Below are 22161 nucleotides of genomic sequence, written 5' to 3' on the forward strand. Positions count from 1 at the left end.
CGGCACATTTTGTCGTGTCGGACATAACCCATTAAATCCGCTGGTTCGGGAAAAACGGAGGGTTCCGGGTTTTGTGAACGGCTGGCAATTGCTTACCCTTCCAGTTCCGCTTCTTCTTCCGTCATCCTCGTCAGTGTTTCAGACCTGCGACAGACGTCGAAAAAAAGTCGCAAACCCCGCGACTATTCAGGGCTTGCGACTCGTTGCCGATACGTCCTTCAAACTCCCTGGACGTCATCGACGGGTAGGCCTGCCGTGTTCATTGCCGAACGTGCGGGCCTAGTTCTGCACCTCAACCGTGTCGAAATCCGGCGCGTCTGGGGCGTCTGGCGCATCCGGTGCATCCGGGGCGTCCGCCACATCCTCTCTGGCCGCTCTCGCCTCAGCTTTGGCAGCGTCTCTGACTGCGTTCGCTTCGGCTTTGGCGGCGTCCCTGGCGGCATCTGCGTCTGCCTTCGCGGCATCCCTGGCTGCATCCGCAGCGGCCCGGGCAGCGTCTCTGGCTGCATCTGCCTCTGCGCGCGGTACGCCAGCAGCTCTTGCGGCATCCCGGATTGCATCCGCCTCAGCTCTGGCGACGTCCCGGGCTGTATCTGCTGCGGCTTTTGCCGCATCCCGGGCCGCATCTGCATCAGCCTTGGCCGCGTCTCTGGCTACATCAGCGTCATTTCTGGCAACGCCTCTGTCTTCCGCGGCTTCCCTGGCAGCGTCATCGGCGTCTTCTGCGGCTTCCCTTGCAGCGTCACCAACGTCTTCTGCGGCTTCCCTTGCAGCGTCACCAACGTCTTCTGCGGCTTCCCTTGCAGCGTCATCGGCGTCTTCTGCGGCTTCCCTGGCGGCATCTGCGGCGTTATCCGCGTCGTTGTCATCGTCGTTGTCACGCGCGTCTTTGTCTTTTGCTTTGCCTGGGCCTCTATTCCCGACCATACCACCATGGTCATCGTCGTTGTCATGCGCATTGCCCGGGCCTTTGTTCCCGGCTACACCACCATGGTCAGCGTCGCCGCGCCCAGGGCCTCCATTACCGTCACCACCATGGCCTGCTGCACCATGACCGCCACCGCCGTCACCACCGTGACCGCCGCCTCCTGAGCCTCCACTACCGGAGCCACCACCTCCACTACCGGAGCCACCACCTCCACTACCGGAGCCACCGCCTCCACTGCCGCCGTGGCCACCTCCGCCGTCACCACCACCTCCGGAACCGCCGCCACCGCCGTGACCACCACCTCCGGAGCCACCGCCACCACCGTGACCACCGCCTCCGGAGCCACCGCCACCACCGTTACCACCACCTCCGGAGCCGCCGCCACCGCCACCGCCGTGACCTCCACCGCCTCCGCCGCTACCACCACCGCCGCTGCCGCCATCTTTGGCATACACGCTGGAGAAACTACCGATGTAATCGGGCACCAGGACAGTCGATGCCGACAGGACCCCGCCTATTGCCAGAGCCAACAAACATTTCTTGAGCAGCATGATGCACCTCCTCTTGGAGTTGCGTTGTCACCTCCGTATTGAACGCAATGTCCAGTGAGTTCGCGGCCGCCCATTGGAGCGGCCAGCCAACCGGCACGGCCATAAATCTGCAGCAATAACGAGCCACCGCGGTTTCCGTACGATCCCTCAGAGCCAGCTAGCATTTTAGCGTGGGAAATATTCCCACATATTCAGATTAGCCCTATCAGCCCAAGTGTCAACGACCAAATATCAGGCAACGGCCGGGTATCAGAAACCGTGGCCAAGCAACAGTCCAGCCTCGCTATCCGGGCTGGCGTCGGAAAACCCCTTGACGGCATACAACTGAATCTTCCAGTTCTGATTGAGCTTGTGCGTGAGAAAGAGGGTGAGTTCCTTGATCTGGTCGCCCGTGGAAACGACCTTCTGTCGCCAGTCGTAGGACACGCCCGCCGTGGTGCGCGCGAACACCGGCATGGCGAAGCCCAGGCCGGCGAATATCGGGTTGTCGAAGTCGGAGCCCGACGGGTCGCCGAACTTTTTCCAGCCCAGGGTCGCAAACCCGGTCACAGGGCCGAAGGCTTTGGCGACATCGACCTGGGCGGAATAGTCGGTTTTGCCGGTGCCCAGACACTCGTCTTCGTCGGCGGTGGGCAACTTGACCTTGCCGATCAGGTCCACGAACAGCCCGCCAACGCTGCCGTCAAGCACGGCATAGCCAGCACCGGCGACGGTGTCGCCCAAACCGCTTTCCACTTTGCCGCAGCCGCCGGGCAACGGCTCGCCGTCAGGGCCGACCGAAGGATTGGTGATGCGCAGCCAAGGCACGGTGAGCTTGTAGGTCATGGGACCGGTTTCGTATCTGCCCACCAGCGGGACGTACCAGGTTTCGGAAGTCGTACCGGTGCCATAGTCGCCCCGCGAGTAGTCGGCTCCGATCGAGGTCGTGAAGGTATCGGCCAAGACCGGCAAGGCCAGGCTGGCAAGCCAACCGACGAGCAGGATGCGCTTGGGGTCCATGTTCACCTCGTCTCTGGCGTCATCGAAGTTCACACGCAGGTTTTGTTGCGTGACTTACCCAGCCTAGTTACTTATGACGCAAGTGCATCATGGCTGCACTGCTTAACCCGACTTGCCAGAGCGATCGACTTTTTCAACCGGCTCAACCTTCTCGACTTTTTCCACTTTTTCCACTTTTTCTACCTTCTCGACTTTTTCTGGCCGATCAATCTTCTCTACCTTCTCTGGCCGATCAACTTTCTCGACTTTCTCCGGACGTTCGACCTTTTCGACTTTCTGGACCTTCTCTACCCTCTCCACTTTCTCGACTTTCTCGACTTTGCCGGATTGCTCCACCTTCTCGATACGCTCTGACTTGCCGGACTTGTCCACGTCCACGTCCACGCGTTCTATCCTGTCGCCACCGCCATGACTGTCACTGCCCCCCTGGCGAGTATCGTTGACAGCACTGCCTTCGCTCTCGGAGCGGCCGCTCCTGTCACTGCCCGAGTTACCCGAATCCCCCGAACTGCCAGTGTTGCCGGAGCTGCCGGAGCTGCTGGGGCCGCTCGAATCGCTCGAGTTGCCCGAGCCACTTGAGTCGTCGGTGTCTTGCTCGCTGGTGCCGAGTCGTCCGTGCCGGTTGCTGGCTGGTGAATCGGAGCGCTCGCGGGGCAATTCGATACGCGTTGCCTGCACGTCCCGCGCGCCGGTGAACACGCCGTTGATCCGCACACGTCGATCCAGCGTCAGCTGCGAAGCCTGCACACCGACAAACACAGTGTCGCGCGCCAGCGTCACATTAAAGCCGCCCACCACCAAATGGCGGTCCTGCCGGCCCTGTACCAGGCCCTCGATCACCGCATTGTGTGCCCGGCCAATGAAAGGCAGGCTCGGGTCGGGGCGGCTTTGGCTCACGTCCAGCTCGCGACCGGACCAGTGGCCGCGCACCAGCATTTCCTGCGCCGCACCTGAGTGATTGCTGAGTTTGAGCCCCTGGAGATAGCCGCTGCGATCCACCGAGCCGATGGCACTGGCCTCCTTGAGGCCGGGCGCCCGGTCGATGCGACTGGCCACCACTTCGCCACGAGCATCGCGCAGCCCGCTGACCCGTACGGGATCACCCGGACGCAGACCGGCAGCGACCTGGGCACCGTTGGCCAGGCGTACTGGTTGCCCCATGACGCGCATGGGCATGGAATCGCGCGGCAGGGCTGTCAAAGGGCCTTCGTAGGCGTGCAGGATAGAAATGCGCCCGGCTTCCAGCCCTCGCCGGGAGTTGAACGCTTCCACGGCAACCACTTGGCCTACCGCCAGGCGGGTACTGGAGCTGGCAATGCCGTTCTCGCTGACAGGAACGTTGTTGTTGAAGTGCACTTCCACGCCATTGACACAGATCGAGGCAAACCCGGTGATGGTGCCGACAATCCCGGTGCCACCGATTCCTCCGTTATCGTCGCTGATACCCGTGCCACCCACTCCACCTGCAACGGCACCGGTGCCGCCAATGCCGCCAGGGCGTTTTTTCAGCGGTGCGCCGGTACCACCGACTCCACCGTTGTCGGTGTCGATGCCGGTACCGCCCATGCCGCCAGGCGCTGCGCCCGTGCCGCCGGTGCCTCCCGGCGCCTGAATGACCGGCACTTCGCTGGTGCCCGCGTCATTCTGGCTGACACAGGCCGGGGCGGCTTGCAACACAATCGGAAGCGCGAGGCCCAGAACGAGGGCGACTGCACGAATCAGGCGCAATTTGACGGTCATGGTTCAGGGGCTTTTGGCGAATGGGTATCGGTAGCTTCAGTGTAGAAGTACAAGCCGACCGTGATGCGTTGGCGTGGTTCAAGGCTGGGCAGGTCCCGGAATTCCAGTTCGGCGGCGAGTCGGTTGAAGCTCAACAGGGCCTGCATTCCCTCGCTGGCCACGGCCTCGCGCAACGCCTCGACGCTCATCGGGGCCAGTGCGTCATAGTGCACGCTGCGTTCAAAAAAGGCCGGGGCTTCGCTGCTCAGATTGTGTACCGCAGCGCAGGCATGATCGTGCAGGTTATGCCCCAGGTAAGCGGTTTTCTCATCGAAGCCCTTTTGTGGCACGAAGGCCTGGGCTTCAAGGTGAACACGCTCTTGTTCGTCAAGGCGCACGACCCCCAGGCGCAGCCACTCGTCCAATACCACCCGCGCCCTGATATCCGTACTGACCTGCGCCACCAAGGCGTCAAAGGAGCGGTCGCCGCCGACACTGGCCAATCGAGGCAGTGGCAGTGGCTGGCCGGCGTCGTTGCAAAAGGGCGCCTTGGCCCAGGCGTTGACCAGTTGCGCACCGAACGTGATGTTTTCCGGAAGCGTGGAAGCAGCCAGGTCGCTGGTATTGCGCAAGCGCCGTACATCCTTGCGATGCACGCCGGTGAGCAGGCTGATGCGGCTGTCGGTCGGTGCCTTCTCGCCCAAGCGGAACTCACGGTCCGCCACTTCGACGAAAACCTCCTTGAGCAGGTCGGCAAACACCAGGTAGGTGACGCCTTTGCGCAGCATCAGGCGCACCAGCGGCTGCATGACATGCCGCAAGGCTTTGAGGAGCGAAGTAGGCAGCGTGGACGATTGCATTCAGCGAATTCCTGGGTAGACAACCCCAGTATAGCTGCGTGGGAAATAATCCCATGAATTTCCCGCGAGCAGTGCCAACGCAATACGCGTTGCAATCCCTGAACAGCACGGGAGCAATCCGTCAGACTTACAGCTTCGCCTGAATTTTATGCGCGGGAATTTTTCCCGCGCAATGAAGTTAGTTCGGGTTTACAGATGTGAAATACAGTCTGTTGATCGCTACCCCGGTACCGAGGATTTTTGCGCATCGACACTGCCTGCCCTGCTGGCGACTGCCAGTGCCACGCAACAAGCCAGTAACGAGAATGCGGCGAATGCGCCCATCACATGCAGATAAGGCAACACGTGATTCCAGGCTCGAGCCACCCCCAGGAAAGCGGCGAATAGCCAACCGCTCATGGAAAGCGCACCCAACAAGGCGAGCCGCGTGCGGCCTGCGCTGCGCAGTGCGACGAATGGAGCCTTTTGCAGCAGCGGGAAGCCGACTCGATGCAAGAGTGCACCGTTGAGGCTCAGCAGCGCGACGACCGTCACCTTGGCCCAGAGTTTCTGATTGAGCAGATACGCGTCGCCTTCATTGAGATAACCCTGTAGCACCAGCAACAGTCCGCTTGCCCAAAGGGCCAGCAGGGCAAGGCTGACAATCTTCTGGGTTTCATCGAGGTATTCAAGCCTCGCCTGGTCCAGTATTTCCTTGCGCCAACTCCAAAGCTTGTGATCCGCCTGCAACACCCTCCCCAGGGCAATACACGTAGCGAGCAGATGACCGTACACGAGAAGCATTTTGAGCATTGCCTTGACCTTATTATTGTTTTGGCGCTGCGTTCCCTGCTTCGCTGAAGTGAAAACGAATGATACAAATTTGCAATTGCACTTTCAAGATTAACATTCGCTAACATTCGCTGGTACAGACCGCCATACGACTTTCGTCGCACATGGAAACGACTATCTTTCAGGGAACGGTCTCAAGGGGATCGCAGACTTCCCTACTCAAACTCTTGAACCAGGACCAACCAGGAGAACAGCATGCGCACACTGACCGTTGCCGCGTTCGTAAGTCTGGACGGCGTCATGCAGGCGCCCGGCGGGCCTGAGGAGGATTGCAGTGGCGGATTCCGCTTCGGTGGCTGGATCGTGCCCTACGCCGACAAAACCACCGGCCAGGCCGTCCAGGACCTGTTCTCGCAGCCATTCGAGTTGCTGCTGGGACGTCGTACCTACGACATCTTCGCCGCCTATTGGCCGCACATTCAGGCCGACTCAACCCACCACACCATCGCTGACCTGTTCAACGCCGTCCCCAAACATGTGGCCACCCATCGCGCCGACTCGCTGGCCTGGCACAACAGTCACGCGCTGGAGGGCAACCTGGTCGACACGATCAGCGCACTCAAGCGCCAGGACGGTCCTCAGCTACTGACCCAGGGCAGCGGCGACCTGGTGCGGCAACTGCTTGCCGCCGGCCTGGTGGACGAGTTGCGGCTGATGATTCACCCCATCCTGCTGGGGCGCGGCAAGCGCCTGTTCGACGACAACGCACAGGCGTCGGCCTTTACCCTGGTGAATTCGATCAGCTCACCCGGGGGTGTGCTGATCGCCCGCTACATCCGCAGCGGCGAGGTGCGCACAGGTTCGTTCGAGGGCGTCAGGCAGCGATAGATTACAAAACCCTTGATTTGACCAGGATCTGCGCACCAAGGATCGAAAAGTCATCGCGGTCGATTGCACGGAGCAACTCAATCACAGACTGCCAAGGACCGCGTGGCGCTTACAAAAAAGCCCACTGACCGGAGCGGGTTCAGTGGGCTTTTCGCATCAGGCTGATACTGCCTCACTGTTGCAGGATAAAAGTCGCCAGGCTTTTCAGGTCGTCCGCGCTCAACTGCGCGAACGGTGGCATGGGCACATCCCCCCATTTGCCGCTGCCGCCGTGCTGGATGCTGGCCATCAACCGGTCCATGGCCTGCGGGTCCTTGGCATACTTGGCCGCCACATCGCGGTAGGCCGGGCCTACCACCTTGTGATCGATCGCGTGGCAGGACAGGCAGGCGTTGTTCTGCAGCAAGGCCTTGGCGTCGACTTTTGCCACAGCCACCGCCGGGGGCTGGGCCGCCGGGGCGTTCGAGGCAGCCTGAACATCGGCATCATTGGCCTTCGCACTGCCGTAGGTCACCGCCAGGTAAGCGCCGATCACACTCACATCCTGATCGCTGATCGGAGCGCCGTACACGTGCTGCATCTTGCCCGCTTCGGCGGTCCACTGCGCCAGGCTCAGGCCAGGCGGCTGGAAGCTGATGTAATCGGCCGAATGGCAGATGGAACACTTCTGCTGCGCCAAAGCGTAGCCAGGCATCGTGCTGGGCTTGAACGCAGCCGTTTCAGGCGGCAGCGTGATGGACAGAGGCGCGGCGCCAGCCAGGGTGGTGAGAAAAACCGGAGCCGCGCAGAGCAAGGCGGTCATGCATTTCACAAGTTTCATGCAGCCCTCCTCAGGCGACAGTGACGTGGGTGGTTTCGACGACGTGGCGGCGGTAGCCAGCAGGGTTCCAGTCGGCTTGCGGCGGTTGTGTCTCGCCGGCACTGTTGCTGGCTCGCACCATCAACTGCGTGGCGCCCTTGCTGGTAAAGCTGATCGGCAGTGTCCACTCACGGAAGGAGTAACGGCCAAGGTCCTGCCCGAGCGTGGTTTCGCGCCAGGTTTTTCCGCCGTCGATCGACACTTCCACCTTGTTGACCCCAACGCCCCCGTCGAACGCGATGCCTTTGAGCTCCAGGCTTTTGTTCAGCGGCACTACATCGCCGTGTTTAACGCTGGTGATGAAACTGCGCACCGGCAATTTGGAAATCGGCAGGGTTTTCGCCGCCGTGGTGCCGGGGGCAATGCACAAGCAATCGTTATCCGGAACCCGGTACCCCTTGGCCATGAAGAAACCGTCGAAGGTATGGTCGACGACTTCGATCTCACTCAGGTGCTTGACCCAGTACGTGCCGAAATAGCCTGGCACCACCAGGCGAATCGGGTAACCGTTGAGAAATGGCAGGTCGGTGCCATTCATCGACCAGGCGATCATCGGCTCACCGTCCATGGCATGGCTGATGTCCAGCGCCTTGATGTACTCCGGCGTGCTCGGCAGCACGGGTTTATCCAGCCCACGGAAGGTCACTTGCCGGGCCTCGGCTTTTACCCCCGCCTTTTCCAGCACCGCCTTGAGCGGTATCCCCACCCAGCGCGCATTGCCCATGGAGCCATTGCCCAACTGAGCACCGAACACGCGGGGCATCGAGAAGCCACGGCTGTTGCCCGAACATTGATTCACGGCCACCACTTCAACCGGTTCGGCAAGGGCCTTGAGCTCGGCGAGGGAAAGCGACAGCGGCGTGTCGACCGAGCCCTTGATCGTCAGGCGGTAGCTGTCCGGATCGATGCTGGTCGGGAAATTGGCCAGGTGGTAACGCACGAAAAAGGCGTCATTGGGCGTGATCGGCCCTTCGTTGAAGACAGGGAACGGCGTCTCCAGATGCGGCGGCCGCGTGGTCACCAGGGTCAACGGGCGTTTCTGCGGGTATTGCACCAATGGTCGTGGGCCCGCCGCAAAAGTCACTTCCTCGGCAGCCTCACCAGCCGCCCCGGTTCCGTCGGCTGCCCTGGCCAGGCTTGCCAGCGGCGAGGCCGCCAAAGCCAGAGTGAAAGCATCGCGTAGAACCCGCCGGCGGGTCGGTTTGCTGTTGTCTACAAAACTGAACTTCATTCTGCGCTCTCTATGATTGTTTTATTGAGATGCAACTGACTGTAGGAGCAAGCTTGCTCGCGATGGTCGTTAACGAAAACGCGTGCTTACTGACTAAACGTAGCGCACTTGAGTCCATCGTCGGAACGCCGCCCGGAGCACGCTCGCTCCTACAAATTCCCGCCAGGGCGGAGAGGTATCAGGTCTACGGTTTCGCCTTACCGAGGTCGGTAAACAAACCAGTATCCTCAGGGCCAAACTGTCTGCTTCTCATTGAGCGTCAGCGACTTGACAATTGATGACAGAACCCCCTGTCAAGGCCGGCGTAGACACTCCGGGTTCAAGGCGTTGCCTGTGCCATCACCCACAAAAAAACCCACTGACCGTCGCCGGTTCAGTGGGCTTTTTCCCATCAGGCTAATAACCGCCCTCGCCTGCTACTGCGGATCTACCTGATCCAGCACGCGGTTCACCGATAGCTCCGCCAAGGCAATCATCTGTTGAATCCCCAATGCCAAATTGCATTTAGGGCCGGTGAGAATAAACGCCAGTTCACTGGCCATGACACTGGCCGAGGCAAGGGTTTCACAGGCATGAACCAGGAGGGTTTCGTTGTTGACGTTGGGGGCAATGGTGAAGATGGGGTTGGGACGGCGGTCCGCCCCGGCCGGTTTGCGGGACACGAACTCAGCATCGAACTTTGACGAGCTTGGGGTTGCTGATGAATCAGCGTTTTCGTTGAGCATTTGGAACTCCAATGGATTGGGCTCCTATGAAAATCGGGCTACCACACCCGTTCGCTGAATTGGCAGCGACGGGCGAAGGTTAGCGAGGTGGGTTGTGCAGTGCAAGCCCCATGGGATATGGAAAAACTTGAGACTAATTACCGCTTTCAAACCAACAAAAAGTCCTCAAAAGCCGGGCGGGACGCTGCATATGTACAGTAGTGCTCAGCGTTCATCTGGTCACTTCGATACCAAAAAAGATGCTGTAAACCGAGCTTGCTCAACGGGCATGATCCGTATGCTTACCTGAAGGATGTTTTAGCGCGCCTGCCGACGCAGCGGGCGAGTAAGATTACCGAGCTGCTGCCGCATAACTGGCCACCCGCCTGACAACGTAAACCGGGATGTACGGATACTCACGTTGAAACTCCACATGGAAGACTTGGAATGACTCGAATTATTGAAATCCTGATGTACACCTTAAAGCCAGGATCGGGATTGGATTTTCATCGAATAATGCAGAATGTAAGTGTTCCGCTTCACCTGGAAGCTGGCATAGATGTCGTTTCTTATGGCGGCTCATTGCATGATTGTGACAGCTATCACCTGATTCGCGCCTATGAAAGCGAGAGCCATCGCCAAGCATCTCAAGATATTTTTTACGCAAGCGCTGCCTGGAAACAGGGCCCGCGAGCAGACATTATCAGCCTCATTGAAGTCAGTACAACGACAGTTATGGCGCTCACTCAAGACGTAATTGATGCCTTCAGAGCTTCTAGAGCCGAAGCTCGATCCGCGTAGCTGACATCGACAAAGGCAGACCCCGTAGCCTTAAATGCGGGGATCAGGAAGATGTGTTGGCCGGACGGTTACTTTTTTCGAAACGGTTTTACCATATGACTTCAGTTTGCAGCCCGGAATCCAGCAATAGGTGATCTGAGAACACTTACACTGTAAGTGACGACACCGATGCCTGAAAGCAAAGGCATCGGTGTCTCTTGCCTGCTCTGGCAGTCCGTCGGGGGTCAACTCATCTCTGGAACGAGATGACTCATGAACGTCAGGTTTTCAATAGCGTACATATACTCAGAGAATCTCGGATCTCCATCGTTGAACGCCTTTGCCACTTTTTGTGCGTTCTCAAGACTGTCCCACATTGCCAGGTCCGCGAAGATTCGGTCGTCGCTCATAGGGCAGTACGCGTGGTACTCAATCAAACCCGGAAAAGTCTTTAACGTTTCACGAAGCCTCGCGCGGAGTACAGGCACTTGCGCAACGCATTCCGGTTTGACCTTGAAAATGGCTAATTCGAGTACATGAGATGAGCGCTGCATAGGGATGACCTGCTTGTGTTAGGAAGTCCCAATTATCAGTAGCTCATACTGACAGCGTAGTGTCAGTAGTGGTGATCGCTTTCCACTGGCTTGCCTGGTGCTTCATATACGCCTGGAGATCAAGGGCAGGATTGTCGGGTGATGGTTGTTGGGCAATAACGATGGAGGCTATGCGATCGACCCGAAAATCGCGGTAAGCCGCCCTGGTACTACACCAGCTTCCAACCGTCCACTTTCCTCCCCAGTAGAAAAGGCCAAGGGGGGAAATGAGGCGTTGCGAAACCGCACCGTCCAAGCTGGTATAAGTTATCTTCAGCGCCTGAGTGTTTTCGATGGCATTTCGAAGGGTTGCCAAATGACCACGTGTCGAGGAAGGTGTTGTTCCAAGTGCCCTGATTTTTGCTGCGCTGGGGTCAACCTTGTGATGGACTATGGACGCTGAGATTTTACTCAACAACATCCTCGCAGCAGCACTTAGATCGTTATCGGCGGAAGCGGAAAGCATTTCCATCCCGAGCATCAATGCATCCAGTTCGAGCCTGTTCAACGTTAACGGCGGCATCTCAAAATCGGCATCCAAGGCATACCCCACGCCGGCGGTACCATAGATTGGGATTCCACTGAAGGAAAGGTCGTCGATGTATCGATAGATTGAGCGAACGGAAACGCCAATTCGGCTAGCCAGTCGTTCAGCAGAGATTGGCTGATGGACACGAATCAGATTTACCAATTGAAATAAGCGATCCGCTTTACGCACCAGGTGTGCTCAACTGAGAGTCCTTTGCAAGCTCAATGGCCGCGTTAATGGCGGCCCGAGCTTGGGGGCTATTCTTCCAGCAAGTCGACCCCACTGCTGCCGATGCCTGAGCCAGGATGTCACAAGCATTCGCTTTGCTGAGCACAGCTAGCGAGTCAATGCCCATCTGCTCAAGGCGAGCGATAACGGCCGGCCCTACGCCCTTCAGGGCCAACAAGGCATTATGTTCCGTCAGTGGAAATGGCATCCGTAAACTCCTGTTATCGGCCAATGAAGCAACAGGAGTTTGCCCGACAGGTGAGGGCATCTCAATAGATGGACTCCATCGCCCTGAGCGCAGGCATCAGGAAGGTGAGTTCGGCGGTCGCGGTAGGGACGGCAGTTACCTGCCGTCCCTACCGCGACCAAACATAATGCCGATCATGCCTCCAGAATCATTTTCCAGCCCACAAAAAAACCCACTGACCGTCGCCGGTTCAGTGGGCTTTTTTTGATCCGGTCTCTAATTACAGAGCCATATCACTCGCAGCACTAGCCTTCGGAGCCTTCGCATCCGTATCGACAGTCACAGGCTTCACAGCCGGCGCGATCACCGCTGGTGGCGGAGTCAGTTCCAGCACCTTGGCGGTGTAGGCCCACTCTTCAGCGACTTTCTCAGGGCTGGCGTTCAGCTGAGTGCCGTAGCTCGGCACGATCTGGTGCAGTTTTGCCTGCCACTCAGGGGTCGCGACTTTGTCCTTGAACACTTTCTGCAGCACGGTCAGCATGATCGGTGCGGCGGTCGAAGCGCCTGGGGAGGCGCCCAGCAGCCCGGCGATGCTGCCGTCTTGCGAAGCGACGATCTCGGTACCCAGTTTCAGCACGCCACCGGCGGCTTCGTCACGCTTGATGATCTGCACGCGCTGGCCGGCTTGCCACAGGCGCCAGTCTTCAGCCTTGGCGTTCGGGAAGTATTCCTTCAGGGCGTTCATGCGGTCTTCATCCGACAGCATAAGCTGGCCTGCCAGGTACTCAACCAGCGGGTATTCCTTGATGCCGACCTTGGTCATTGGCCACACGTTGTGCGTGGTCGTGGTGGTCAGCAGGTCCAGGTACGAACCTTCTTTCAGGAACTTGGTGCTGAAGGTCGCGAACGGGCCAAACAGGATCACGCGCTTGCCATCCAGCACGCGGGTGTCCAGGTGCGGAACCGACATCGGCGGAGCGCCAACGGAGGCTTTGCCGTAGGCCTTGGCCAGGTGTTGCTCGGCGATGGTCGGGTTCTCGGTCACCAGGAACGAGCCGCCTACCGGGAAGCCTGCGTATTCCCTGGCTTCAGGAATGCCGGACTTCTGCAGCAGGTGCAGGGCACCGCCGCCAGCGCCGATGAACACGAACTTGGCGTCGGTTTCGGTCTTGCTGCCGTCTTTCAGGTTCTTGTAGCTGACACGCCAGCTGCCGTCTTCGTTCTTGGTGATGTCCTGTACTTCGCTGGACAGCTTCAAGTCGAACTTCGGCGTGGTTTGCAGGTGCGCAACGAACTGACGCGTGATTTCGCCGAAGTTCACGTCGGTGCCGAGCGGGCTCCAGGTGGCCGCGATTTTCTGGTTCGGGTCACGCCCTTCCATCATCAGCGGCACCCACTGCTTGATCACAGCCGGGTCTTCGGAGTACTGCATGCCGGCGAACAGCGGGCTCGCCTGCAGGGCTTCGTAGCGTTTTTTCAGGAACTTGATGTTGTCATCGCCCCACACGAAACTCATGTGCGGGGTGGAGTTGATGAACGAACGCGGGTTCTTCAGCACGCCTTGCTGAACCTGCCAGGCCCAGAACTGACGGGAGATCTGGAACGCTTCGTTGATTTCAACGGCCTTCGGGATCGAAACCTTGCCGTTCTCGTCTTCCGGGGTGTAGTTCAGCTCGGCCAAGGCGGAATGACCGGTACCGGCGTTGTTCCAGCCGTTGGAGCTTTCCTGGGCGACGCCGTCGAGGCGCTCGATCATTTGCATCGAGGTGCCAGGTTCCAGCTCATTGAGCCACACACCCAGGGTCGCGCTCATGATGCCGCCGCCGATCAGCAGCACATCGACTTTCTTGGCCTCTTCCGCGTGGACGGCAGACATCCCCATGGACAAAGCCAGCCCTAGCAGGGCCGTGTTCACTTTCTTAAACATCTGTAGCACCTATGATAAAACGCCATCCGCCCTTCCATCCTCACGCGCACAGCCCCATGTTTCACGGCAGTCACGGGTGCGGCACTCAAGGATTGCAGGGTGGGCACACAAGGCCGATGAACCGCATCGACCCCACTTTAATGTCCCTTCTGAACTGACTTTTTATCTTTATTGGCTTCAGCTACTTGAGCGACAGTGATTCCGTCGGCACGTCTCAAGGACACGCAAACTGAATTGATCAAACCAAGTTGTCGCCAAGAATATCACGACAAGGCTTACCCGCGCGTCTGTTCCCGACCGGTTAGTCCGGGTCCGGGCGCCCGGCCTTCTATACTCATCCTGTTTTTCTCCATGAGTGCGTGAGGAACAGCCATAAGCGATAGGAGCAGTCATGAGTGACAAAGACGATCTGCGCAAGTACTCCTCTCAAGTGATCGATGGCGTGGAGGCCGCACCGGCACGCGCCATGTTGCGGGCCGTGGGCTTTACCGATGCAGACTTCACCAAGCCGCAGATCGGCATCGCCTCGACCTGGGCCATGGTCACGCCCTGCAACATGCACATCGACAAGCTGGCGCTCGAAGCTGAAAAAGGTGCGAACGCCGCCGGTGCCAAGGGCGTGATCTTCAACACCATCACCATTTCCGACGGCATCGCCAACGGCACCGAAGGCATGAAGTATTCGCTGGTGTCCCGCGAGGTGATCGCCGACTCCATCGAAGTGGTCACCGGTTGTGAGGGTTTCGACGGCCTGGTGACCATCGGCGGCTGCGACAAGAACATGCCGGGCTGCCTGATCGGCATGGCGCGGCTGAATCGCCCGTCGATCTTTGTCTATGGTGGCACCATCCAGCCGGGCGCCGGCCACACCGACATCATTTCCGTGTTCGAGGCCGTGGGCCAGCACGCGCGGGGCGATATCAGCGAGATCCAGGTCAAGCAGATCGAAGAAGTGGCGATTCCCGGCCCCGGTTCCTGTGGCGGCATGTACACCGCCAACACCATGGCCTCGGCCATCGAAGCGTTGGGCATGAGCCTGCCCGGCTCCAGCTCTCAGGAGGCCATTGGCGGCGACAAGGCCTCGGACAGTTTCCGCGCCGGCCAGCAGGTGATGGAGCTGCTCAAGCTCGACCTCAAGCCCCGCGACATCATGACCCGCAAAGCCTTCGAGAACGCCATTCGCGTGGTGATCGCCCTCGCCGGCTCGACCAACGCCGTGCTGCATCTGCTGGCCATGGCCAATGCGGTGGACGTCGAGCTGACCCTGGATGACTTCGTCGAGCTGGGCAAGGTTTCCCCGGTGGTCGCCGACCTGCGCCCCAGCGGTAAATACATGATGAGCGAGCTGGTGGCCATCGGCGGCATTCAACCGCTGATGAAGCGCATGCTCGATGCCGGCATGCTGCACGGCGATGTGCTGACCGTCACCGGCCAGACCCTGGCGGAAAACCTCGCCAGCGTGCCCGACTACCCGGCCGGCCAGGACGTGATCCGGCCTTTCGACCAGCCGATCAAAAAGGACTCTCACCTGGTCATTCTGCGTGGCAACCTCTCGCCCACCGGCGCCGTGGCCAAGATCACCGGCAAGGAAGGTCTGCGCTTCGAAGGCACGGCCCGGGTCTATCACGGCGAAGAAGGCGCTCTGGCCGGCATTCTCAATGGCGAAGTGCAGCCCGGCGAAGTGATCGTGATCCGCTACGAAGGGCCCAAGGGCGGGCCGGGCATGCGCGAAATGCTCTCGCCGACCTCGGCGGTCATGGGCAAGGGCCTCGGCAAGGAGGTGGCGCTGATCACCGACGGGCGTTTTTCCGGTGGCTCCCATGGTTTCGTGGTCGGGCATATCACGCCGGAAGCCTTTGAAGGCGGGCCCATTGCGCTGGTGGAGAATGGCGACAGGATCATCATCGATGCAGAAACCCGGCAGATCACGGTGGATGTCTCCGATGCGGTGCTGGCCGAGCGCAAGTCGCGCTGGGTGCGGCCGCCATCCAAATATACGCGCGGGGTGTTGGCCAAGTATGCGAAGACCGTATCCAGTGCTTCGGAGGGGGCTGTGACGGATAAGTACCTGTAAGGTTTGAGTCTGGCGCTGTTTGGTCTAATGCCATCGCGAGCAGGCTCGCTCCCACAGTTGATCTCCATATGCCGAAGATCCCCTGTGGGAGCGAGCCTGCTCGCGAAGGCGGCCTGTCAGGCAACCTCTACCTCAAAGCCTGAACCGATCACCTTGCAGTCGTCACCAGTTGCTTTTGCGCCATGCCGCGCAGGGACACCAGCAACAGGCTGGCAAACGCACCGACCACCGCGATGGCCATGTCCTTTTGCGAATCCCAAGGATCGTTTTGCGCGCCGACGAAGGCCTTCGCCGTGTCTTTGCCCAGGAAAGCACCGCCGATCCACTCCACCAGTTCATATACGGCGGATGTCGACAGCATGATGTTCAGGGTCACGAAAAACAGCCAGAACCCGCGCAACGGCGTCAGCCGCCACAGCACTTCACGAACCGGATAAACCAGCAGCAGCCCGTAGCTCAGATGCACCAGTCGGTCGTAGTGATTGCGGTGTGTACCTGCCACCCGGTCGAAACTGAAGCCCAACCACGCCGAAAACCAATGATCGTAAGGCACCCGGGAATAGGTGTAATGGGCACCCAGTTCATGCACGCACAGAAACGCAAACACCAGCGTGATAGACGTCGCCGACAAGCGGAACCGACGAGATACCGCCACCAAAGTCCCCACCAGCAACAGCACCAGCAGGTTTTCCAGCGCCCAGTCCACCCGGCTGCGAGGAGAAAAACCCGACACCACGACAATCAGCACGAACACCAAGAGCAACGTCAGGTCGAGCCGTAAACGCGGGTCAGGCTGCATGGCGCAATACCTCGAAGTCGGGACATCGCCCTTTTAACTTCGAGGCAAGGGTGCCAGGCAAGTTCGCTTTTTTCCTCTGATGCATGCTAAGTTGTACGATGACTGACGAATTATCGTCCAGTCATCGCGCTACTCCTACAACAACAAGGAAACACCCATGAAAAAAGCAAAAGTGCTGATCGGTTTTCTGTGCCTGTTCAGCGGCTACGTCGCCGCCACCCCGGCTGCCACGGACAAGGACGTGGCCCAGGCGGTCGACCATCTGACCCAGGCCATGCTGCACAAGGACATCCCGGAACTGAACGCCTTGACCGCCGAGAACCTGACCTACGGGCATTCCAGCGGCAAGATCCAGGACAAGAAGGCCTTCATCGCCGACATCGAAACCGGCAAAAGCGCGTTCAAGACCCTGGAGATGCAGAACCAGACCATAACCGTCTCCGGCGATGTCGCGCTGGTCCGTCACCACTTCTCGGCGCAAGCGCTCAAAGGCACTGAAGTGGTGCCGACGGAAATCGAAAACCTCCAGATCTGGCAAAAGCAGGAAGGCAAATGGTTGCTGGTGGGACGGCAGGCGTTCAAGTTCTGATGAGTTCGTAAGCCACCAACATAACCTGTAGGAGCGAGCCTGCTCGCGATGGACGTAAATGCACCGCGTTTATTCAGGTAACACGCGTAATCGTTAGCAACCATCGCGAGCAGGCTCGCTCCTACAGGGGTTTTCGGGTGAATCAACTACCTTTCCACTCCCTGGGACTGAGCCCGGTTTTACGCCGAAACGCCCGGGCCAGCGCCGAGGGGCTTTCGTAACCGACTTCCTCGGCGATCAACGCAATCGGCCGACCCTCGCGCAGGCGTTTCTGCGCCAGGCTGATGCGCCAGCTCACCAGGTAATCCACCGGCGTCTGCCCGACCACCCGGCGAAAGTGCTCGGCGAAACTGGCCCGCGACATATTGGCGGCGACCGAGAGTTCGGCCACGCTCCAGGCCTTGGCCGGGGTTTCGTGCATCAGGCTCAGGGGCCGCGCCAGGCGCACATCGGCAAGGCCGGCCATCATGCCCGGCTGCTGGCCGGTGGTGCTCAGGATGTGCCGCAGCAACAGAATCACCAGCAGCTCGAACAGGCGATCCATCACCGCTTCGCGTCCGCACGTACCGTCAAACGCCTCGTTGAACAGCCATTCCAGAGTCCCGGCCAGGGTCGGGATTTCATCGAGCTTGAGCACCAGGTAATCCGGCAGCGCCGCCGCCAGGGCATTGCCCGCACCGCCGTCGAAATCCAGGGTCGCGCACACCAGTTGCGTGCCGGACGCTTCAGACGCGAACAGGCGATGACGATAGGGCCGGGGGAAAAAGATCAGGCTCGGCTCGGACAGTTGCAGGTCCGGCTGATCGCCCATCTTGAGCCGCAACTCGCCCGCCTGAAGCAAGTGCAAATGACCGCTGGTCTGTTGGCCATCGTAGGCGGCGGTGCCGCAAAAAGTACCGCTATGGAAAGTGCCGGCATTGACGCCGAAGTGTGTGAGCAACGTGGACAAACGATCCATGACAGGGCTCCCGAAGGCTATTCTGGACGATCTGTCGCATATCATCGACGATTTGCACCCATTACGCCAGACACACGCCCTAACATCAGCTCCGTTCCCAGCGCATACCGCGCTTCACACCACGGAGTATCACCATGACCCGCATTGCCCCGATCAGCCTGGAACACGCCACCGACGCCACCCGCCCGCTGCTGGAAGCCGTGCAGAAAAAAGTCGGCTTTGTGCCCAATACCTTCAAAGTCCTGGCTCACGCCCCAGCGGTGCTGGCCGCGTACCTGCAAAACTCGGCAGCGTTGGGCAAAACGTCCCTGAGCGCCACGGAAAAGGAAGCGGTGTCCCTCGCCACTTCGCAGGTCAACGGCTGCGACTACTGCCTGGCCGCTCACACACTGTTCGCCAGCAAGACCGGACTGTCGAAGCAGGACATCCTCAGCGCACGACACGGCGAGTTAAACGCCTTCGCCACCCTCGCCCGCCAGATCACCGAAAGCCGTGGGCACCTGACCGTCGAACAGATCGCCGCTGCCCGTGCCGCCGGCATCGACGACAGCAAAATCATCGAGGTGATCGCCCATGTGGCTTCGCAGACCTTGACCAACTACCTGAACAATACAGCGCTGACCGATATCGACTTCCCGGCCATCGATGCCTGAATGACTGGATTGACGGAGGACCCACCATGAACACCGTGACCCTATACACAACCGACACCTGCCCTTACTGCCGCAACGCAAAAGCCTTGCTGGCGAGCAAAGGCGCGGTGATGCAAGAGATCAATATCGAACGCGAGCCCGGAAAAATGCAGGAAATGCTCAACCGCAGTGGTCGACGCAGCGTGCCGCAGATCTTCATCGGCGACACGCACATCGGCGGCTTCGACGACCTGGCCAAACTGGATCGTCAGGGGGGGTTGATGTCGATGCTGGCCTGAACCGGTCAGGTATTGGTTTACCCCCTGGTCCACAGCCGCGTGCTCAACCGCGCGATGGCTGCGGGCAAGTCCTCGACGGCGAACAGCTTGTCCATGACGTTTTTCGGCGGATAGATCGCCAGGTCCTGCTTCACCGCCGGGTCGACGTAGGCATCCGCCACACTGTTGGGGTTGGCGTAATGGATGCTGTTGCTGATGTTGGCAGTCACCTTCGGCTCCAGCAGGTAGTTCATGTAGGCGTAGCCGTTTTTCTCATGCGGCACGTTCTTGGGCATGACCACCATGTCCATCCATAAGGTGGAACCTTCGTCCTGGATCGAGTAGGCAATTTCGATCCCGTTTTTGGCTTCCCTAGCGCTGGCGGCGGCCTGCACGATGTCGCCGTTGAAACCGATCACCGCGAAAACGTTACCGTTGGCCAGGTCGCCCACAGCATCCTCGAACAGTTGCGGACACTCGAAGACCGGCTCGCGCCGCAAAAACGCCCGTTCCGCATTCGCATGCACGTGTCGTTGACGGTGCGCTGGCTGCTGCCCAAGCTGAGTGATTTCTACCGGCACCACCCGGATGTATCCCTGGCAATCGAAACCGTGGCCACCGAAGTGGTCGAGCCGGCCAGTGACAGCGACGCCTACATTCTCTATCTGCCCGAGCCGGCTACGGCGCCCAATTGCCTGACCCTGTTCGAAGAGGCGTTGGTGCCGGTGTATGGGCCAGGGCTGGGCACCCCGACCCGGCCATTGGCTTCACTGGAGGATCTGTCGGGGTTCGCCTTGCTGCACCGCTCTTCCGATCAACATGACTGGCAGGTCTGGCTGTCATTCCATGGCGGCAAGTCGCTGCATGACTATCGGCACATCCCTTTCAACCTCGACGAACTGGCGCTCGATGCCGCCGCCCGGGGCCTTGGCGTGGCGATGTCCGACATGACCCTGGCGGGAGAGTCGATTCAACGGGGCGAACTGGTGATTCCGTTCGGTGAGCCGTTGAAGATCCGGGGGATTTACTCGCTGTGCCTGCAACCTTCGGCGGCATCGCATCCGGCGTGCGCGCCGGTGATGCAATGGTTTGCCGCGCAAGCTGCAAGCAAGCCCCCCTGCTGCGGCGAGCTTGCTCCGGGCGGCGTTCCGACGTTGCGGTGTGATCAGACAACAGTTTGATGTTGAAGCGGCCGACCCTTTCGCTCTCCACCCACAAACCGTACTTAATACAGCTGAACCTTCATTCACGACTCCTGTGCTAAAAGTTACCGCTTAATAAAACACCATTAAAAACCCTATACATTTATAACACACTTATTACTTCCAATCGTATTTTTACCCCCACTAGACATGACCATTAAATATATCGAATCGATTAATCGAAGATTCTAATCAGTCTTTTAAATACAATCCACCCACACAAAACCCTACAACACACACCACAACGAAACATCAAACCCGATGAGAACTTGTACCACAAGGAGCACTGACATGCACCGAAACATTTTTCGACTTTCAACCACACTACTAACAATATATTTTTTTCTATTTTCTGATTCATCAAAAGCCGAAGATGGCTGGATTGGTTATACATGGAGAACCCCACCCCAACCCGATATTATATCCGCCTGCCGGGCAGTAGCAGAAATAGTATATTCACCACCTTCTTGGCCTCACCCACAGGAAGATGTCAAGAAAGAAACCATCCGCATCACGAATATTCGATACCAATTTGTTAACCCTGTAATGGCTTACTGCTCAATACAGCTACGAAGCCCATTCTTTCCGTACGACTTCTATCCGCGGCAAATAACCGTATATAGGTACGGCGTGCAATGCGTTGCTGGAAAGTCATTTAATCCAGGGACAGGTGCATGCGACGCAATGACTGGAGAGATCGATAGAAAACAGCTAGGCATTCCACCATTTCAAAGTTGCGATTCAAATACTTTCACTGGAAACCCGATAAACTACGCAACAGGAAATAAAATTCAGGTCGAGCATGATTACACTGCCTCAAGCGGCTCACCATTGACCCTGGAGAGACATTACAACAGCAAAGAAGGTATTTGGAGACACTCATATTCCCAGCGCCTGTTTATAACTTCTGACAAAGTAGTCATGAGGCAAAATGATGGCAGACAGATCCACTTCACTCGCTCAGGCGATGTGACGACCCCAGAATCAACAGAGCTAGGGCACCTGACTCTACTCGAAAACGGAAATTGGTTTGAGTCAACTTGGACCTATACGTCCTCCAACAATGAAAAATTAGTATTTGATTATCAGGGAAAGCTAATTTCAAAAAACAACTCCCTCGGCCAGAAGGTGATGATCAGCTACTCAGGGGATGCAGTAACCTTGACAGACGAGTACGGAAAATACTTGATATTAAAAGAATACGGGCTAGGCCAGCCCCTTTCTGTAGAGAACCAAGACGTGAAAATTACCTACTCCTATAATGATCATGGACAGTTAAGCTCTGTCAGCATCAAATATCAGGGCGACGAAACCACAGAACACAGGACCTACTTATATGAGGTCAGTACGAACTCAAATCTCCTCACGGGCATAGTGGATGAAAGAGGGGTACGCTTTGCAACTTGGAACTATGACGAGCAGGGCCGTGCCATATCAAGCGAACATGCCAATGAAGCCTATAAAAAAACCATCACATATAACATTGATGGATCGACTTCCGTCACCAACGAACTCGGAAGAACAACAACTTACAAATTCGAAACCATTCAAGGCGTTAAGAGAGTAACATCCATTATTGGCCAGCCATCAAGCAGTTGCCCACTTAGCAATTCAATTTTTGCCTACAATGACCGCGGCCAGATTTCCGAGAGAACCGATGCATTAGGGAATGTTACTGTCTTTCATTACAATAATATAGGATTAGAGGTAAGTCGCACTGAAGCCAGTGGCACACCACTCGCCCGAACAACCATTACCGAATGGGACTCTTCACGCCATTTAAAAACAAAGGTAATCGAACCCAATCAAATCAAGCTTTACACCTACGACGACAACGGAAGACTCTCAAGTAAACGGGTCACCTCAAACTGAGCT

The 22161-nt window shown here is 58.3% G+C and carries 22 protein-coding genes and 3 pseudogenes; 10 read left to right on the forward strand and 15 right to left on the reverse strand.

The genetic code is table 11. The features are described 5' to 3' along the window. Positions 1-255 precede the first annotated feature (255 nt). On the forward strand, positions 256-1092 hold the full coding sequence (locus AC3IT9_RS17495; RefSeq protein ID WP_489273546.1) for a hypothetical protein: 837 nt from the start codon (positions 256-258) through the stop codon (positions 1090-1092). Here AC3IT9_RS17495 and AC3IT9_RS17500 read toward each other — a convergent pair. From AC3IT9_RS17500 to AC3IT9_RS17520, 5 genes are all read right to left on the reverse strand, one after another. Then, positions 981-1379, reverse strand: coding sequence for a hypothetical protein (locus tag AC3IT9_RS17500; protein ID WP_489273547.1), 399 nt, complete (start codon positions 1377-1379; stop codon positions 981-983). The genes AC3IT9_RS17495 and AC3IT9_RS17500 overlap by 112 nt on opposite strands. Before the next feature lie 349 nt (positions 1380-1728). Then, positions 1729-2478 (reverse strand): hypothetical protein, encoded by a 750-nt coding sequence (locus AC3IT9_RS17505; protein WP_150758726.1) that lies wholly within the window; start codon positions 2476-2478, stop codon positions 1729-1731. A 102-nt stretch (positions 2479-2580) separates the two neighbouring features. Further along, the gene (locus tag AC3IT9_RS17510) at positions 2581-4218 is read right to left on the reverse strand and encodes a DUF5666 domain-containing protein (RefSeq protein WP_489270513.1); all 1638 of its coding nucleotides are present in this window, start codon (positions 4216-4218) and stop codon (positions 2581-2583) included. Next, complete coding sequence (locus AC3IT9_RS17515; RefSeq protein WP_150758724.1) at positions 4215-5057, reverse strand: DUF6502 family protein; 843 nt, start codon at positions 5055-5057, stop codon at positions 4215-4217. Before AC3IT9_RS17515 ends, AC3IT9_RS17510 begins: the two co-directional genes overlap by 4 nt. A gap of 219 nt (positions 5058-5276) precedes the next feature. Next, positions 5277-5849 carry a DUF2214 family protein gene (locus tag AC3IT9_RS17520; RefSeq protein WP_150758723.1) on the reverse strand — a complete coding sequence of 191 codons (573 nt, stop codon included), beginning with the start codon at positions 5847-5849 and terminating at the stop codon, positions 5277-5279. 234 nt (positions 5850-6083) lie between these two features. Between AC3IT9_RS17520 and AC3IT9_RS17525 the strand changes: the two genes are divergently transcribed. Then, positions 6084-6716 carry a dihydrofolate reductase family protein gene (locus AC3IT9_RS17525; RefSeq protein ID WP_489270514.1) on the forward strand — a complete coding sequence of 211 codons (633 nt, stop codon included), beginning with the start codon at positions 6084-6086 and terminating at the stop codon, positions 6714-6716. 172 nt (positions 6717-6888) lie between these two features. On the opposite strand, the gene sorB is transcribed toward AC3IT9_RS17525, so the two are convergent. From sorB to AC3IT9_RS17540, 3 genes are all read right to left on the reverse strand, one after another. Beyond that, entirely contained in the window at positions 6889-7536 is a 648-nt protein-coding gene (gene sorB, locus AC3IT9_RS17530) for a SorB family sulfite dehydrogenase c-type cytochrome subunit (protein ID WP_489270515.1), read from the reverse strand. Between the two features lie 10 nt (positions 7537-7546). After that, positions 7547-8806: a SorA family sulfite dehydrogenase catalytic subunit gene (gene sorA, locus AC3IT9_RS17535; RefSeq protein ID WP_489270516.1), complete on the reverse strand. Its 1260-nt coding sequence runs from the start codon at positions 8804-8806 to the stop codon at positions 7547-7549. Positions 8807-9222: 416 nt separating this feature from the next. Beyond that, a complete protein-coding gene (locus AC3IT9_RS17540) occupies positions 9223-9531 on the reverse strand; it encodes a DUF6124 family protein (protein ID WP_151214408.1) in 309 nt (102 codons plus the stop codon). A gap of 210 nt (positions 9532-9741) precedes the next feature. Here AC3IT9_RS17540 and AC3IT9_RS17545 point away from each other — a divergent pair. Both AC3IT9_RS17545 and AC3IT9_RS17550 read left to right on the forward strand, forming a co-directional pair. Then, positions 9742-9900: pseudogene (locus AC3IT9_RS17545) on the forward strand (transposase domain-containing protein); the annotation flags it as partial. Positions 9901-9957: 57 nt separating this feature from the next. After that, complete coding sequence (locus AC3IT9_RS17550) at positions 9958-10311, forward strand: NIPSNAP family protein (protein WP_150725466.1); 354 nt, start codon at positions 9958-9960, stop codon at positions 10309-10311. A 224-nt stretch (positions 10312-10535) separates the two neighbouring features. Here AC3IT9_RS17550 and AC3IT9_RS17555 read toward each other — a convergent pair whose 3' ends face one another. From AC3IT9_RS17555 to mqo, 4 genes are all read right to left on the reverse strand, one after another. Further along, a complete protein-coding gene (locus AC3IT9_RS17555; protein WP_150758718.1) occupies positions 10536-10844 on the reverse strand; it encodes an antibiotic biosynthesis monooxygenase family protein in 309 nt (102 codons plus the stop codon). Positions 10845-10887: 43 nt separating this feature from the next. Further along, the gene (locus AC3IT9_RS17560; RefSeq protein WP_150758717.1) at positions 10888-11601 is read right to left on the reverse strand and encodes a helix-turn-helix transcriptional regulator; all 714 of its coding nucleotides are present in this window, start codon (positions 11599-11601) and stop codon (positions 10888-10890) included. Next, positions 11594-11848, reverse strand: coding sequence for a hypothetical protein (locus tag AC3IT9_RS17565; protein ID WP_026331705.1), 255 nt, complete (start codon positions 11846-11848; stop codon positions 11594-11596). Before AC3IT9_RS17565 ends, AC3IT9_RS17560 begins: the two co-directional genes overlap by 8 nt. Before the next feature lie 259 nt (positions 11849-12107). Then, the gene (gene mqo, locus AC3IT9_RS17570) at positions 12108-13754 is read right to left on the reverse strand and encodes a malate dehydrogenase (quinone) (protein WP_489270517.1); all 1647 of its coding nucleotides are present in this window, start codon (positions 13752-13754) and stop codon (positions 12108-12110) included. Between the two features lie 391 nt (positions 13755-14145). Between mqo and ilvD the strand changes: the two genes are divergently transcribed. Beyond that, complete coding sequence (gene ilvD, locus AC3IT9_RS17575) at positions 14146-15828, forward strand: dihydroxy-acid dehydratase (RefSeq protein WP_489270518.1); 1683 nt, start codon at positions 14146-14148, stop codon at positions 15826-15828. A gap of 148 nt (positions 15829-15976) precedes the next feature. Here the strand turns inward: ilvD and AC3IT9_RS17580 are convergent, their stop codons facing one another. Continuing rightward, on the reverse strand, positions 15977-16627 hold the full coding sequence (locus AC3IT9_RS17580) for a DUF2238 domain-containing protein (protein ID WP_489270519.1): 651 nt from the start codon (positions 16625-16627) through the stop codon (positions 15977-15979). Positions 16628-16784: 157 nt separating this feature from the next. Between AC3IT9_RS17580 and AC3IT9_RS17585 the strand changes: the two genes are divergently transcribed. Next, the gene (locus tag AC3IT9_RS17585; RefSeq protein ID WP_489270520.1) at positions 16785-17216 is read left to right on the forward strand and encodes a nuclear transport factor 2 family protein; all 432 of its coding nucleotides are present in this window, start codon (positions 16785-16787) and stop codon (positions 17214-17216) included. Positions 17217-17358: 142 nt separating this feature from the next. Here AC3IT9_RS17585 and AC3IT9_RS17590 read toward each other — a convergent pair whose 3' ends face one another. Continuing rightward, positions 17359-18174, reverse strand: coding sequence for a cupin domain-containing protein (locus AC3IT9_RS17590; RefSeq protein WP_489270521.1), 816 nt, complete (start codon positions 18172-18174; stop codon positions 17359-17361). Positions 18175-18308: 134 nt separating this feature from the next. Here AC3IT9_RS17590 and AC3IT9_RS17595 point away from each other — a divergent pair, with 134 nt between their 5' ends. After that, on the forward strand, positions 18309-18827 hold the full coding sequence (locus AC3IT9_RS17595) for a carboxymuconolactone decarboxylase family protein (RefSeq protein ID WP_150756126.1): 519 nt from the start codon (positions 18309-18311) through the stop codon (positions 18825-18827). Positions 18828-18853: 26 nt separating this feature from the next. After that, complete coding sequence (gene grxC, locus AC3IT9_RS17600) at positions 18854-19105, forward strand: glutaredoxin 3 (RefSeq protein ID WP_150725458.1); 252 nt, start codon at positions 18854-18856, stop codon at positions 19103-19105. A gap of 17 nt (positions 19106-19122) precedes the next feature. On the opposite strand, the pseudogene AC3IT9_RS17605 reads toward grxC, so the two are convergent. Further along, positions 19123-19533, reverse strand: a pseudogene (locus AC3IT9_RS17605) (extracellular solute-binding protein); the annotation flags it as partial. On the opposite strand from AC3IT9_RS17605, the pseudogene AC3IT9_RS17610 reads away from it, so the two are divergent. Then, positions 19531-20265 (forward strand): annotated as a pseudogene (locus tag AC3IT9_RS17610) (LysR substrate-binding domain-containing protein); the annotation flags it as partial. The pseudogenes AC3IT9_RS17605 and AC3IT9_RS17610 sit on opposite strands and share 3 nt — an antisense overlap. A gap of 312 nt (positions 20266-20577) precedes the next feature. Next, positions 20578-22158 carry a DUF6531 domain-containing protein gene (locus tag AC3IT9_RS17615; protein ID WP_489270522.1) on the forward strand — a complete coding sequence of 527 codons (1581 nt, stop codon included), beginning with the start codon at positions 20578-20580 and terminating at the stop codon, positions 22156-22158. The last annotated feature ends 3 nt before the right edge of the window (positions 22159-22161 follow it).

Source organism: Pseudomonas sp. KH_046_1 (assembly GCF_057839025.1).